Origin of the sequence: Bacteroides sp. 3_2_5, assembly GCF_000159855.2 — a bacterium.
Lineage (GTDB): Bacteria > Bacteroidota > Bacteroidia > Bacteroidales > Bacteroidaceae > Bacteroides > Bacteroides fragilis.
Genome location: NZ_JH636044.1, coordinates 1,588,024 through 1,602,913, shown reverse-complemented (window position 1 = coordinate 1,602,913; position 14,890 = coordinate 1,588,024). Strand labels below are relative to the sequence as shown.

Below are 14,890 nucleotides of genomic sequence, written 5' to 3'. Positions count from 1 at the left end.
AAAGGGTGTAGCCATCTGACCGAAAAGGTGTAGCCATACAAGCAAAAGGGTGTAGCCATCCCGGCGGGATAGCTACACCCTTTCTGTTTTATTCGATTCAGATGATACTTGTACGTTTGGTAAATTCAATAATCTCCGGAATGTATCCGAATGCGAGCCCGGTCACTGTATCCGCACACCCATAATAGATGGCAATCCGTCCGGTCTCCGAATCATGAAGCGCCGCGCATGGGAAACAGACATTAGGCACATCACCCATACATTCGTAATCCTTCTGAGGTGAAATCAGATAAGGCCCCGAACGGAATTTTACTTTCCAGGGTTGATCGATGTCAAGCAGTGCCGAACCAAAACTATACACAAAACCGTTGCAGGAAGCCAATACACCATGATAGATCAGCAACCAGCCTTCCGAGGTTTCAATCGGGATAGGCCCTGCACCGATCTTGGTACACTGCCAGGCACTGTCTTCGAACGGAGCCGGCGACATAACATGACGATGACGTCCCCAAAACTCCATATCGGGAGACTCGCTATAGAAAATATCTCCAAAAGGAGTATGCCCATTATCACTCGGGCGGCTCAACATCGCAAAACGACCGTTTATCTTACGAGGGAACAAGACTCCATTCCGATTGAAAGGAATAAAGGCATTCTCCAACTGGTGAAAAGTAACAAAATCATAGGTGTAGGCCACACCGATAGTAGGACCATGATAGCCATTACACCAGGTCACATAGTAGCGGTCTTCGATAAAGCAAACCCGTGGGTCATATCCATAGACCCAGGTTCCAACCTCAGCATCATCACATTGAAACTTTAACGGTTCTTCGTTGATATCCCAATGAACAGCATCCTTGCTGAATCCCACATGCAAACGCATGCGACGATTAGTATCATCACAACGGAACACCCCTGCATAGCCATCCTTAAACGGAACTACGGCACTGTTGAATATACTGTTTGAAGTAGGGAGCAAGTCGCGCGGAATAATCGGATTGGCCGAACAACGCCACACTACATCTTTACATCCTGCCGGACGTTCTTCCCAAGGCATAGCCGGCAAAGCAGCACCTGCAATTTTAATTTCTTCCATGATTCGATTAAATTAATATTATGTATATATCTTGTTTATATTGAAAATCTCTTTTTATTTCTTCTTTCCGTCCGGATATGTGAAAGGTACCAGCCAAGTCACGATAAAAGCCGGTATGGTAGCGATAAGTACCCAGATAAAGAAATCGCGATAACCCAGCCAATCGCTCAGGTATCCGCTCATCATTCCGGGAAGCATCACCCCCAGATTCATAATACCGGTAGCAAAAGCATAATGTGCCATCTGATGTTTGCCGGGAGCCACTTGCTGCATCATAAAGAGCATCAATCCGACAAAACCAAACCCGTAACCCAAGTATTCAGACACAATGGCCATACCAATAATCCATAGATCGGAAGGCTGGTAAAGGGCTAACAGGAAATATACCAAGAACGGAATATTAAAAGCGCAACATAAAGAAAACAAAGTCTTCCGAAGTCCGAAAGCCGAAATGTAATAACCGGCCAAAAGCGAACCGAGAATAAAAGCTCCCGCTCCGAACGTACCATATACCAGTCCGATATCCTGAGTGCTGAGTCCCAATCCACCATCCGCAACCGACGCTTTCAGGAACAACGGTACAATCTTGATGGCATATCCTTCGGCAAACCGGTACAAAATGATAAAGACAATGTAGAAAGCAATATGTTTTTTTTGGAAAAAAGAGCGGATGACTTCCCAAAGCATATTCAATGCGTCACTCATCGTATTCACTTCACCGGAAGCGCCTCCTCCCGAAGGCAAAATCCGGATGTGGTAAAGACCGATCAGAATCATAATACCCGCACACATCAACATGACAATCATCCAGGCATGTACCACTCCAAATTCATCCTTCAGCATACCTGCCAACCAAACCAAGCCTCCGTTGGCAAGTATCTTGGCCAGATTATAAAAAGCTCCCTGCCAACCGATATACTTGGCTTGCTGGGTAGCAGTCAGTTCAGTCAGGTATACTCCGTCACCCGCAATGTCATGAGTCGCACCACTGAGAGCAATGATCCCCATCAGAGCGATGGCATAACGAAAAAAGTCGGGCAGCGGCAGCGAAAGTGCTACCAATGCAAATGCCAGTCCGGTAATGATTTCCGTAGCGACAACAAAGTACTTTTTCGTTTTAAACATTTCCAGAAACGGACTCCATAAAGGCTTCAATGTCCAGGGAAGCATAATAAGAGAAGTCCAGAAAGCAATCTGTGCATTCGACACTTCCATATCGGAAAACATAAGGACAGAAACCATCGAAAGGGCCACAAACGGCAATCCCATAGCAAAGTAAACAGTAGGCACCCAACATACAGGGCTTATCGGCTTTTTATTCATCAGTTAGTTTTTTATAATAATTCCATCGGTTAACAATTCCAGTAAGCAAAGATAGGGGATATTAAAAACATAACCCAAGATTACGACAAGAAGTTGCTTTCATTATTTAATAATACAACTCACCCGGGAAAACTACTAACCTCTATCACCCTTTTTTTATTAAACTTTATCAATACGACACACGCAAAGAAGCACCGAAGACTTTCATCCCCGATGCCTCTCGCCCCCTTATCTACAATCTAAACACCTCTATTGCTTCACATATAAATTTATCTCAGCAAACCCGGTATAATTATCCGGAGTCAGACAGTTTATTCTGAATTCCTTTACATTCGGGATAGGTGGTTCGATGGCCGCATATTGCGGATCAGCCCCTTTAAAATTTCTGAAAGTCAAGACTCTCGGGTAAGTAACCCACTCGGTTTCAACCTCTTTCCGAACCTTAATCTCAGCACTTCTCAGATTATAACCCGATCCGTAGGCACTCTGTTTAGTGACCGAAAATCCGGTTAAGGTAACAGGCCGGTCCAGTACCGTATTCCACCAACACTCTCCGGCATTAGCCACTCCCCATGTAAACCAAGTAGTATTTATCTCACCGTCAATAGCCAGATGTGCACCATATTTGGCATCATCATCGGCATAAACATTGCTGCAACTTACACTCCACGCACTTCGATCTACAGCGGACCAATTCCCGGGTTTCGTATAACTGGTATAAAGCACGCTGGTATAAATCCGGATATAAACCGTCTTCATAGATGTACTGACAGCCTGTTCGTCCATGCCCGTAACTCCTTTAAGCGCCACGGGAAGCACATATCCGTCAGGATTAGTCAACTTTTCTATATTCTTCAAAACGACCTGAAAAGATGAATCGGCCACTGTCTGTCCCGTTTTTAAGACAACTTCACTTGTTTCAATGGTATAATTATCTTGGGGCAACAACTTACATTTCGTCTTATTGGCAGAATTGTAAGTATCCACTTTCAGCGTATCTACTCCCAAAGCGGCAGTGACATCCCGCGTAACCGGCTGTACGGCACACAATTGTATTTCAAAATCAGAACGGTCGGCAGTAGAGGAATTGCTCACACAATCCACCACTACCGCAGCACCCATTTCGGCCCCCGGTGCAACTCCCGTTCTGATATATATCTTTTGATATTTGTCCATTTCATCATCATCGTTGCTGCACGAAGCCAACGATACAAAGCCTGTTATCAGGCAGATTAAGGTCACAAAATTCAAATGTCTATTCATATCTTATCTTCTTTTTACATAGTTATTGCTTATCAAAACGAACATGCTCTTTCCAGACAAGAGTTCCTCCTGCCACCAAATCGTATCCGTGTCCGGTACAGTCGACAAAGGCATTTCCCTTACCTTCATCCATTTTCCAATAGCCTATCAGGTTCGGATCGGCGGGCTTCACGGCAAAATACATGTTGGACTGAATTTGCGTCTGGCTGATTGCGCTCTTCCAAAGACGCACCTGGGCCATCTGACAATTGTTGCGGAAGTAACTACCGCTCGAAACCATGTTCATCTTGTCGAATCTAACCGGGCCACCCTTTGTCTGCAGAGTCACGTCGAGCACTCCGTTGATATAAATCGACAATAACCCGGAAGAATTATAAACGAAGGCCAGATGATACCACTTATTCTTCTCAAACAAAGTCACCGTATTGACCTGACTTCCAAGTGTCTTCACCTGTAATGAATTATAAGGGATCATAGCGTCACCGAAACGGATATAAACCTCGTGGTCGCTGCTGCCCGAATTAAATATAGCCTGATTATTAATATCGAATCCGTCCATCTGTACCCAAGCCTCGAGTGACCATTCATTGGTTGTCACTCCCCACAATTCGTCCTTGGCGGGCTTCACGGCATTGGTCGTATTCATAAACGGTACAGACTGTATCAGCGGCTTATCCAGCAAAATGATAAACTTCGACGAAAGCCCGATTGTGGACACCGGCCCCTGAATTTCTGTGAGAGATACCGGAATAGCATACAATTCTCCGTTTTCGTTTGAATAAGGTTTCACTCTAAACTCACTGGGGATTGCGCTAACATCGCCTGCCGCTATCTTTATCTCTTTGTCATAAGTAAAATACTGCTCGGGAAGGACTTCGTACGAAGTTTCATTAGCTTCATTGTACTCTTTAAGAATAGAAGGATCTACCGTCAGGACAGCAGTCACATTTTCGGTTACAGGCTGTCCCACACGTACGGTCAGAGTAGTTGTTGTTACATTTTCAGGATCAACGGTAACCTTTGCCGAACCATTCTCGGATGCTTCATTCAAATAAATCGCATTGTCGATAACCTGGTAATCGGCATCGTTGCATCCTGCCAGGATCATCGGCAGAACGAAACAGGCAAGCAAACATTGTTTTATTGTTATTCTTTTCATAATCAAATTCTTTAAAGTCATTTTACAGCAGGATTCATTATTCTGATTGCTTCACGCAGGTACTTATATTCGATGTCGCCCGGATAGTCATATTCCATGTGATAGGTGCCTACTCCACCCTTCCGTACCTGTTTTCCGTCAATAGTCGGAGTCCAGCGTGCCATGCCGGCAAGTGCTCTCATTTTGTTTCCGTAACGATCTACATAATCACCTCCTCCTGCCGGAGCATAAGATTCGAAATTCTCCGTAACGATGTACATATTAGCCACTTTCTCCGGAGGAAGTATTCCTTTAAAGTTGGCAATCGTACCAGCCAGACGTCTGTCAAGATTAGCGTCGGAATTACCCGCAAGGTTAGAGTATGCCTGCACAATGAAATAGTCAAAGTAAGGCCCGGTTTCCGGATGAATACTTTGAGGCTCGCCATCAATCACAAGTAACCGTCCCGTACCCGATTTAGGTCCGATTCTTTCTCCCAGTGCTTTCACGAAAGTGAGCATATTCTCGGGATAACTTGCCAAGTTTCCGGGAGAACCATAATTAGGTTCATAATCGATGTCGAAACCATCGTATCCATACTTATCAATGGAGTCACAAATAGCATTCGCATATTTTCTGATGGCACCGTCGATAGCTTCCTGATCACCATCCTTCCAGCCCCAGTACTCCTTATAATTCTCTTTATGCTCTTCCGGAGTCAACTGATCGCCTACATTAGCCACGATAAAACACATTAAGGCGCGTGTACCCTTCTGTTCTTTCACCTTCTTTTTGTCCAACATCCGGGCCTCATCAAGATTTTTCCAGTTACCCCAAATCGAAACGAAGTCCACACTATCGGGAAGCCCCATCAGACTGCCCACCATCGAAGCCCCGACACCCGTCCAGCCTCCAAACCAACCGAATGCAACCGAATGCTCCGAACGTTTATATGCTCTCAGATTCTCGTAATAATCATTTCCCGGCATTTCAAAAAAGTCTTCCGCTTCAGGTTTGGTCCAGTCACTGCAACCCCAAAGCATGCTGACGAACAATGCAAAAACTACTATATTTAAATATCTCTTTTTCATTTTCTTTTCTCTTTATTAGCTTAAACATCAATTCTTTTTAGCCCACCAAAGATCGGTAGCTCCGGTATCCGGACCACCCAACATTGAAACGGCAGCCGAAACATTGGCTGAATTTCCCTGTTTTTCGGACAAGGGAAAAGGTAAACGCCGCAATTGCCGATTGGTGTCGATCACTCCATTACTCAAATTGCTGACAGATGGAAACACTTCCGGATAACCTGTGCGCCGATAGTCGGCCCAACCCTCAAAGCCCAGAGGGAAGTTAGCAATCCATTTCTGAGTAATGATCCGCTCCAGTTTCTCTTCCGTCGAAGCACCTTCGTTCCAGGCAATCGTGATCTTGGTTTTCGGTGTATAATTACATTTAGCCGGGTTTACCGGATCGACAAAAGGTTCAGGCACAGCCACTGCATTGGCCAGATATTCGTCTGCCCCGCTCACTTTCCGTTGGTCGAATGATAGCTTAACGCCTTGCTCGTAGAAGTCACGGGCACTACCTCCCATATCCCAACCACGCAGGGCGCCTTCAGCACGCAAAAAGGCGGTTTCAGCCGCACAAAACATCAACATGTCGTCTTTCTGTTCGTAATTGGGCATGGAATATCCCGAATAAGTTGCCGGCTTCACTCCTTCCAACCCTGACCGCATACCCATATACGGGCTATCGCCTCCCAACTTGGAGGTGGTGAAATAGACTGCACTGCGAGGATCGGAATATCCTTTCATATAACTGGCTATAGTGGCATTGATACGGATCTCTCCCCAACTGGAGGCCACCAGCCAAAGAGGATTGGGCTCGGCACCTACACCGACATACGCGTTATTATCGTTCGTATCTATCAGTCCGCGGGTGCTCTTTACCGCTTCTTCGGCTTTCGTACGGGCAAGTTCGGGGGACACATTACTGATGCGGACAGCCAAACGCAGTTTAAGTGAATTAGCAAAACGCATCCATTTATTATAATCACCATTATAGACCGGATCATAACCCTCCAACGGTTTCAGTCCCCCCACTTCATCTACAAATTCACCCAACATCTGTATTACATAATCCAGATCTTCAAACATATGTTTATACACATCTTCCTGGCTATCGTAGGCAACAGCCGTTTTACCATTGGCCACCTGGCTGTAGGGAATGGGACCGTAACAATCGGTTACACGCAACATTGTATTCACACGAAGGAGTTTTGCCATCGCCCAATAGTGGCCTTTTCCACCTGTCGCAGTCTCCAACTTGAAGTAATTGGAATAGAATTTTTCAAAGGGTGTGTTGAAAGGAATCTGATTCCAGGATTCCGTCTGATTAAAAGTATTGAAGTTGGACCCACCCCATGAGTTGGCCATCGTAAGATAACCACTGAAAGGTCCGGCTACCATTTGATCGATCATCTGATTGTCATTCTGCTGTACATTGATTCCGGTAGTAATCATGGTTGCAAACAGCATGGGCGGATTGAGTGAATGGGGTTCATAGGGATTGGTATTATACTCCTCAAAATTATCGGTACAGCAGCACAGGAAAGGTGTGACAGCTGCGGCCAAAACTATATTTAATATTTTCTTTTTCATGATCGACTGGTTTTAAAATTGAAATTTGACATTGAAGCCAATATTACGTGTACTCGGTTGCATAAAGTAATCTACTCCCTGATAGAAGTTACTGGTAGTGGAAGGTGTCATTTCGGGATCGAACGGTGCTTTACAATAAATCATCCAAAGATTCTTCCCTACGATACCTGCCGTTATGCCTACTTTATTATTAAACCATTTACGAGGTAACGTGTAGCTTAGGTTCAGTTCGGACAATCGTATGTTCGTTGCACTATAAGTATAGTACTGTCCCAACCCTCCGGTAGAACCACCGATGGTCTGATAATAAGATTTGGCATCTACAAATCCGTTATTGATCCACACTCCTCCGGCATCGCGAGCGTCGGCTGTAGCTTTGGACACACCATAATAATCAAGTATACCCTGAGTGTTCGAGACGCACAATCCACCGACACGAGCAGTCAGAACCACTCCCAGATTGATGCCCTTATAAGAGAATGTATTGCTGAATCCCATGTTGAAATCAGGATTCATCGTACCAATTTTCTTCGGTTCGGCATAATCCTGCACTCCAACTTTGCCTGTCTGAGAATCTACCCAGATATTACCGTTACCGTCTGTACGCAACCCTTTATCCACATAGAGGTCTCCCATTGTTCCGCCCTCTCTCAATATAACTCTGGGGCCATATCCGTCGGCACCCAGCACAGCCATACGCAGTTCGGGCATATCGATAATTTCACCGGTTATCGGATTCGTAGCACCGCTGGCAAGACGTTTCACTTTATTACGATTCATCGTATAAGTCAGACTACTGTTCCAGCTAAAGTCTCCCCATGTATTATTGTATCCTAACGCCAACTCCAAACCGTAGTTCTGAATATTACCCGTTTGTACAATGGCCGAAGAATAACCACTCGACGATGCCAAAGTGATATTAAAGGTCTGGTTATAGGTATTCGAATGATAGTAAGTGGCATCTATACTGAAATGATTCCACAGTCTGGCATTCAAACCGATCTCCCACGAACGGGTATCTTCCGGCTTCAAGTTGGTGGCAGGCAGAGTGGTTGAAGATCCCCACTGATGGGATTGTTCATTGAACTCAAAACCCGGATTCGATAAATAACGTTCAAAAGATGAAGCCACAGAACTGTATGAGCCACGTAGCTTTGCATAAGAAATAAACTCGGGCAACCGGAACATCTCGGATAAAACGACAGAACCTCCGATGGAAGGATAAAAGAATGAAGAATGCTTGGTAAATGCCAGTTGGGACTCCCAGTCATTTCGTCCGGTCAGGGTCAGATATGCCATGCTCCGCCATCCCAATTCTATATTGGCAAATACACCCTGAGATTGGTCATGATATCCGAATTGTTTAGGTTTATAATTGCTTTCATAATTGATGTTTCTCACTGTAAAGAAGTTAGGTATCCCTGCCAAATCACCTTCATTCCCCATTTGTTCGTAAACCAAATCCTTGATAGACGCACCGATATTGGCATTCAGCGAGAAGTCCCCTATTCTCTTATCAATGTTTACCATCATATCGGCATACGTATTGCGGTCCGTACGATTTTGATCGGAATAGAAACCATTGGCACCGGCAAAGGTAGTCAGAGTCGATGCATAACGTTCCTGAGTCATGCGAATATCGGAATTATCCACCTTGACACGTCCGGCTACATTGAGCCAATCCGTGAGTTTATAAGTTAAGCTTGCATTAATCATGTAGCGCTTCTTTTCTGTCTTGCGGTTCATGCGTTTCATAATCCAATATGGATTTTGCAAACTTAATCCCTGATGTCCGTAAGGCCAGAACTGTACGTTCACTCCACGGCTTTCGCTATATCGTTCGAACATACGGATCTCCTCAAAATTGTCGTTACGGGGAAAGAGGTAGAGTGCCGGCAGCGGGTTGAAGTATTGTCCCTGTGCCGTTATATTCTTGTCATTCTGAATGATATAGCTGGCACCTACATCCAGAGTCAGCCTATCTTTCAGGAAAGTGGCCGTATTCCGGATAGAGAAATTGTAGCGGCTATAACTGTTATTAGGCAAAATACCTGTCGCATTGGTTGTTGAAGCCGACGCATAGGTCTGGTTTTTCTTTGTTCCGGTCGAAAAAGAAATAGCGTTAATTACATTCACTCCGGTATTAAAGAAACGGGAAGGATCATAGCTTTGCTTGGTTTTATTGCCCCAGCTTGCAAATTCTCCCGGATTGTTTCCATACCGGTTTTGCATCTCCGGCATCATATATGCGTCAGAGAACATCGTATTATTGCTGACAGTCAGAGTTGTCTTTTCGGCAGATCCTTTCTTGGTATTGATCAATACGACTCCATTGGCAGCCGCATTACCATACAAAGCTGCCGCAGAAGGACCGGTCAGCATATTGATACTTTCAATATCATCCGGGTTAAGATCCGCTACTCCGTCCGAACCGCTTTGGGTGGCAAAAGAACCTTCACTCTTACCAAAGCTTACATTGAACATCGGAATACCGTCAATTACATAAAGAGCATTATTATCTTTCGTAATGGACTTGGTACCGCGCATCACGACTCTCGAAGCAGAACCAACTCCACCGGCTGAGTTATTGATTGTTACTCCGGCAACTTTACCTTGCAAAGAGTTGATAAAATTGGCATCCTTCACTGTATTGATAGCATCACCACCTACTTGCTGTACGTTGTAACTCAACGCCTTTTGCGCCCGCTTGATACCTAAGGCAGTCACTACCACTTCGTCAAGCACTTCTGCGTCTTCTTTCATAACAATCTTCAAAGGCTTGGAGTCTGTCACCGTAATGGCCTGCGGAGCATAACCGATATAGGAGATCTCAATAACATCTCCTTTCGCAACCGGCAAGGAGAAGTGCCCGTTCATATCGGTAATGGTCCCGTTCGATGTTCCTTTCACCAGAATACTCACTCCGATCAGTGGTTCGCCTTTGGCATCCGAAATATTTCCTGTAACCGTAACTTTCTCCTGTTGAATCGAATGGTTCTTATCAGTGGTCGAAAGAATAAGATGTTTGTTCATAATAGAATAGGAAAGTCCCGTCCCACGAAGCAGACGGTTCATGACCGTCGTGATATTTTCGTTAGAAGCCTTGATAGAAACAGGTTGAGTGGGGTTAACATCCCCGGTGTTATACACAATAGATAATGAGGTTTGACGTCCTATTTCATTCAGGACACTGCCCAAAGAGGCTTTGGTAAAGTCGATATTCACCCGTATATCTTGCGCTGAAGCAAAGATAAAAGCAGGCATCGACAATAGAAAAAATAGCAAGTACTGAAACTTGTGTTTCACTGATTTCTTCATCTTGTTCTTTTTTTAATTAGAAAATGTTTTTAGGTAAAATTGAAAGGTTTAGCATAAAGGATCGCTAATACATGTTAAGGTTGGTTTTAAATTAAGGGTCATTATTCATCACTACAGATTTTTAGGTTAACTATATCTCTTTTCTGTTAATAGTACATTTCAACTTATAAACATACTAAATCAAGAAGCGGATTTTTTCGAAAAAAGAATAAAAAAAGAATAAGAATACAGATCAGAAGATAAAAAAAGGGAACTATTTCTTTACAGAAACAGCCCCCTCTTCGTGATTTAGGTTATAAAATATTTTTGTTATCTATTCGTCTTAGGAGTCAATATTATATTGTTATCCTCACATTTATAATCGAAACGTTTGGTAAGAGCGAGTATAGAAAGAATTTGTCTTATATCATCGTCCGTACTAAAAGTACAGGTAAAACGGTCTTTTTGCAATTGTGCATCCGAAATAATGAAATGAACATCAAAATGTTTTTCAAGACACTGCACTATTTCCTGAAGTGTGGCCTGTTCGAATTTCAGTTTTCCGTTAATCCATAGCAATACATCTCCCGGACGGCTGGCTTCTGTAAGCATGGGTTGCATCGTACGGGTATCCACACTCAGCATCTGTCCCGGCTTCAACAAAATACCTTCCTCTTCAGACTGCCCCGGCAATTGGACTTTTACTGATCCCTTCAATAAAGTGGTCACCACCTTTTCTTCGGACGGACGTGCCCGGACATTGAATTTTGTACCGAGCACGCAAGTCCTGACATCATTACTATTAACAACAAAGGGTTTTGTCTTATTACGTGATACCTCAAAATAAGCCTCACCACTCAAGTCGACCTGTCTTTCCCGCTTCCAGAAAGAAGGCTTATAGACGATCTGTGTTGAAGCATTCAACCATACTTTCGTTCCATCCGGTAAAACTGCCTGTGCCCGCTGCCCTGATTCGGTAGCAAAAATATATCCTGCCGACTTTCCGGAGGAAATCCAGTATAGGGCACCGACAGACACCAACAGACCGCACAGGAAAGCTGCCAAAGGCATCGCGTAACGTTTCCATTTTGATACACGTATTCTATGCACTGATTTTTTCTCTGACTCTTTGTGCTTTATCCGGTCCTTCAAAACGCTTAGTGAATTTTCGGTGTCCACACCATCCATTGCCACCTTACGTTCACCGACAAAAAGCATATAATAAAGTTGGTCCAGTTGTTTTTTGTGTTCTGCAGAAGCATAATACCATGCCTCCACTTCCAGACACTCTTCGGCATCTGATTCTCCTTTCAGATAGTTCAGTAGTTTTGTTTCATCCATTGTTTTAACCAAATCTTTAATACCTATATCATACACTGTTACGTATAATACAGTTCAGAAAACAAAGTTACTAAATAAAACACAAACTTTTTTTTCTTCAGAAAATCATTTTGTAGGTAGCAAAAATTTAGCTACGTTTGTTCGCTAATAACAATGGAGAGAAGAATGGCACAGACTCTGACTAACCTAAACATAAATGATAATAATGCCGTTATATCAGCCCTGCGAGAAGGGGATGAAGAGGTGTTTGATCATATCTACCGTTACTATTTTCGTGGATTATGCGCCTTTTGCTCTCAATATGTCACTCTGAGCGAATCGGAAGAAATCGTGCAGGATACTATGATGTGGCTATGGGAAAACAGAAAAACCCTTATACCGGAACTTACTTTAAAGACTCTTCTCTTTACTATCGTCAAGAACAAAGCGCTTAATAAAATCTCTCATTTTGAAATAAAACGCAAGGTGCATCAGGAAATTGCGGAAAAATATGAAACGGAGTTCTCTTCACCTGACTTTTACCTGGAAAACGAACTATTCAGATTGTACGAAGAGGCTTTAAGAAAACTACCGGCCGAATTTCGCCAGGCATACGAAATGAATCGAAGTCTTCAAATGACTCATAAAGAAATTGCGGAGAAACTGAACGTCTCTCCGCAAACAATCAATTATCGCATAGGGCAAGCCCTGAAAATATTACGGTCCGAACTAAAGGATTATCTCCCGCTGATCATGTTGTTTTTATTTCTGCAAGGGCATAAATGAAATAGCTTGTCCGCCACCGGCTGCCATTCGGATATTCAACGTATCGTCTGCAGTCACCTCCTGTTCCGTAATCTGATACTCTGTCGGATTGGTTTTCCAATCAGCTTTCTCACCATCAGCATAGATGATTGCTTTATAAATCTTCCCCTTCTCTAAAAAATCAAGACTGACAGGCAAGACCCGCGGTTCTTCATTCGTAGAGGCACCCAGGAAATAATTCTGTTTAGCCTTCCGTACCACTGCTACAAACTCTCCCGGCTCACCGGCCAATGCCCTCGATTCGTCACAATCAGGATCGAAATCACGGAAGAACCGGAAGGCAGGATGCCCTTCATAGTGCTCGATCATATCAGATGCCATTTGTAACGGAGAATATAAAATCACCCAATTAGCCAACTGCTTGGCCAATGTTGTATTGACGCGACTATTGCCCTTATCCTGATCATTCCACTTCTGACGTTTAGGAGAATCTTTCGTCTGTGTAAACAAAATATCAAAAGTACCCGGAGTATAGTCCATCGGACCACCCAATAAGCGGGTAAACGGCAACATTTCATGATGTGAAGGAGGATTACCTTCGCTCCAGGCATTCCACTCCATACCGCGGGCGCCTTCACGTGTCATCATATTGGGCCAGGTACGTCGTATACCGGTATCTTTGATAGGTTCGTGCGCATCAAGAGTCATACGATAACGGGCAGCCGTCTCAACCACTTTTTGATAATGGTTCACTCCATATTGTCCATGATGTGAATGTCCGTCAGGAAAAGCACCGGCATAACCTGTTTTCAGAATATGAATGCCCTTATCGGTATACCACTTGATTGCCTTCTCCATCTGGCGCTCGTAGTTGGGAATGTTTCCACCGGTTTCATGATGTCCGATGATCTGAACATTCTTTTCACGTGCATAACGAGTTATTTCATCCATATCAAAGTCGGCATAAGGTTTAGTAAAGTCAAAACTCTGCATACCTCCCCAACTTTCCCATCCTTCGTTCCACCCCTCAAACAACACACCTTCGATGTTATTGGCATGAGCAAAATCAATGTATTTCTTGGCATTGGCGGTTGTAGCGCCATGCCGATCGTCCATCTTCCAGGTTTCCACTCCCAGATGCATCCCCCACCAGACACCGACATATTTCATCGGCTTGATCCAGTCGGTGGTATCCAGTTTACAAGGTTCATTCAGGTTAAGGATCAACGACGAATTAATCAGTCCGACAGCTTGCGGAGCGATCTGAATGGTACGCCATGCAGTGGTAAAACGATTCTCTTTACGAGCTTTAATTCCATCAGGCCATGAGGCAAGTTCGGATTTCAGAGTATTTTCACCATCCTTCTTCAAAGTCATTTCCGGAAAATCATAAAGAGCAGCTTCATGAATGCTGCCATACACCCCTCCGGATGTTTTGAAAGTGAAAGGAGTATTGGCATTCTCCACTTCACTGATCTTCTGTTTCGAGTACAGCAATTCATAAGTCTCGAAACTGGCAGGAATAGACCAAGAGGTCCCGTCTTCATGAAAGCGGAAAGCAGTCAGTTCATCGGTGATCAACAAAGAGTCGACACCGGGCACCTCATACTCGTAACGAAAGGCTACACCATCATCAAATGCACGAAAACGAAGAGTCAATTCCACATTAGCGGCATTTTTCAGAAGAACCGCCATTTCATTATAATGATTCCGGTTCGTTTTATTCTCTCCCCAAGGCTGCGTCCAGATCTCGTCTTTATCGGTAAAGACAGTGTTCACCACACGAAATCCCCGATTAAGATCGATTCCGTCTTTCGCTTCGAAACCGAGCGGAGAGTTATCCAATAAAAGGGTATCGTTGACAGTCACCCGATACATCATCTTTCCATCGGTATCCGCAGTAAAAGCCACTTTGATATGTCCGTCCGGAGAGGCTAATTCCGTCTTCGGAACACAACTATAAAAGCCCATCAGCATCAAGGCGATGAGTAATATATGCAAAATCTGTTTCATGGTTACAATTCG

General features: G+C 44.0%; 10 protein-coding genes. 1 reads left to right on the top strand and 9 read right to left on the bottom strand.

Annotation, left to right across the window (positions count from 1 at the left end; translation table 11 throughout):
• Positions 1 to 97 precede the first annotated feature (97 nt).
• The 8 genes from BSHG_RS11475 to BSHG_RS11510 form a co-directional block, all read right to left on the bottom strand.
• Positions 98 to 1,096 carry a glycoside hydrolase family 130 protein gene (locus tag BSHG_RS11475; RefSeq protein WP_005786056.1) on the bottom strand — a complete coding sequence of 333 codons (999 nt, stop codon included), beginning with the start codon at positions 1,094 to 1,096 and terminating at the stop codon, positions 98 to 100.
• Between the two features lie 54 nt (positions 1,097 to 1,150).
• Positions 1,151 to 2,419, bottom strand: coding sequence for an MFS transporter (locus tag BSHG_RS11480; protein WP_005786054.1), 1,269 nt, complete (start codon positions 2,417 to 2,419; stop codon positions 1,151 to 1,153).
• A gap of 249 nt (positions 2,420 to 2,668) precedes the next feature.
• Positions 2,669 to 3,682 carry a BT_3987 domain-containing protein gene (locus BSHG_RS11485; protein ID WP_008659103.1) on the bottom strand — a complete coding sequence of 338 codons (1,014 nt, stop codon included), beginning with the start codon at positions 3,680 to 3,682 and terminating at the stop codon, positions 2,669 to 2,671.
• A gap of 22 nt (positions 3,683 to 3,704) precedes the next feature.
• On the bottom strand, positions 3,705 to 4,841 hold the full coding sequence (locus tag BSHG_RS11490; RefSeq protein ID WP_008659101.1) for a DUF1735 and LamG domain-containing protein: 1,137 nt from the start codon (positions 4,839 to 4,841) through the stop codon (positions 3,705 to 3,707).
• A 17-nt stretch (positions 4,842 to 4,858) separates the two neighbouring features.
• Entirely contained in the window at positions 4,859 to 5,911 is a 1,053-nt protein-coding gene (locus BSHG_RS11495) for a glycoside hydrolase family 18 (RefSeq protein WP_008659099.1), read from the bottom strand.
• 27 nt (positions 5,912 to 5,938) lie between these two features.
• Positions 5,939 to 7,483 carry a SusD/RagB family nutrient-binding outer membrane lipoprotein gene (locus BSHG_RS11500; RefSeq protein ID WP_008659098.1) on the bottom strand — a complete coding sequence of 515 codons (1,545 nt, stop codon included), beginning with the start codon at positions 7,481 to 7,483 and terminating at the stop codon, positions 5,939 to 5,941.
• Between the two features lie 12 nt (positions 7,484 to 7,495).
• Positions 7,496 to 10,801 carry a SusC/RagA family TonB-linked outer membrane protein gene (locus BSHG_RS11505; protein WP_005786045.1) on the bottom strand — a complete coding sequence of 1,102 codons (3,306 nt, stop codon included), beginning with the start codon at positions 10,799 to 10,801 and terminating at the stop codon, positions 7,496 to 7,498.
• Between the two features lie 309 nt (positions 10,802 to 11,110).
• Positions 11,111 to 12,121 carry a FecR domain-containing protein gene (locus tag BSHG_RS11510; protein ID WP_008659096.1) on the bottom strand — a complete coding sequence of 337 codons (1,011 nt, stop codon included), beginning with the start codon at positions 12,119 to 12,121 and terminating at the stop codon, positions 11,111 to 11,113.
• 165 nt (positions 12,122 to 12,286) lie between these two features.
• Here BSHG_RS11510 and BSHG_RS11515 point away from each other — a divergent pair, with 165 nt between their 5' ends.
• Entirely contained in the window at positions 12,287 to 12,886 is a 600-nt protein-coding gene (locus tag BSHG_RS11515) for an RNA polymerase sigma-70 factor (RefSeq protein WP_005786040.1), read from the top strand.
• On the opposite strand, the gene BSHG_RS11520 is transcribed toward BSHG_RS11515, so the two are convergent.
• Positions 12,863 to 14,878, bottom strand: coding sequence for a glycoside hydrolase family 97 protein (locus tag BSHG_RS11520; protein WP_008659093.1), 2,016 nt, complete (start codon positions 14,876 to 14,878; stop codon positions 12,863 to 12,865). The genes BSHG_RS11515 and BSHG_RS11520 overlap by 24 nt on opposite strands.
• Between the last annotated feature and the right edge of the window lie 12 nt (positions 14,879 to 14,890).

What these genes read in the sequence shown, in the direction of transcription:
- BSHG_RS11475 (WP_005786056.1), bottom strand. Translation starts at nt 1,096, where the DNA reads ATGGAAGAAATTAAAATTGCAGGTGCTGCTTTGCCGGCTATGCCTTGG.
- BSHG_RS11480 (WP_005786054.1), bottom strand. Translation starts at nt 2,419, where the DNA reads ATGAATAAAAAGCCGATAAGCCCTGTATGTTGGGTGCCTACTGTTTAC.
- BSHG_RS11485 (WP_008659103.1), bottom strand. Translation starts at nt 3,682, where the DNA reads ATGAATAGACATTTGAATTTTGTGACCTTAATCTGCCTGATAACAGGC.
- BSHG_RS11490 (WP_008659101.1), bottom strand. Translation starts at nt 4,841, where the DNA reads ATGAAAAGAATAACAATAAAACAATGTTTGCTTGCCTGTTTCGTTCTG.
- BSHG_RS11495 (WP_008659099.1), bottom strand. Translation starts at nt 5,911, where the DNA reads ATGAAAAAGAGATATTTAAATATAGTAGTTTTTGCATTGTTCGTCAGC.
- BSHG_RS11500 (WP_008659098.1), bottom strand. Translation starts at nt 7,483, where the DNA reads ATGAAAAAGAAAATATTAAATATAGTTTTGGCCGCAGCTGTCACACCT.
- BSHG_RS11505 (WP_005786045.1), bottom strand. Translation starts at nt 10,801, where the DNA reads ATGAAGAAATCAGTGAAACACAAGTTTCAGTACTTGCTATTTTTTCTA.
- BSHG_RS11510 (WP_008659096.1), bottom strand. Translation starts at nt 12,121, where the DNA reads ATGGATGAAACAAAACTACTGAACTATCTGAAAGGAGAATCAGATGCC.
- BSHG_RS11515 (WP_005786040.1), top strand. Translation starts at nt 12,287, where the DNA reads ATGGCACAGACTCTGACTAACCTAAACATAAATGATAATAATGCCGTT.
- BSHG_RS11520 (WP_008659093.1), bottom strand. Translation starts at nt 14,878, where the DNA reads ATGAAACAGATTTTGCATATATTACTCATCGCCTTGATGCTGATGGGC.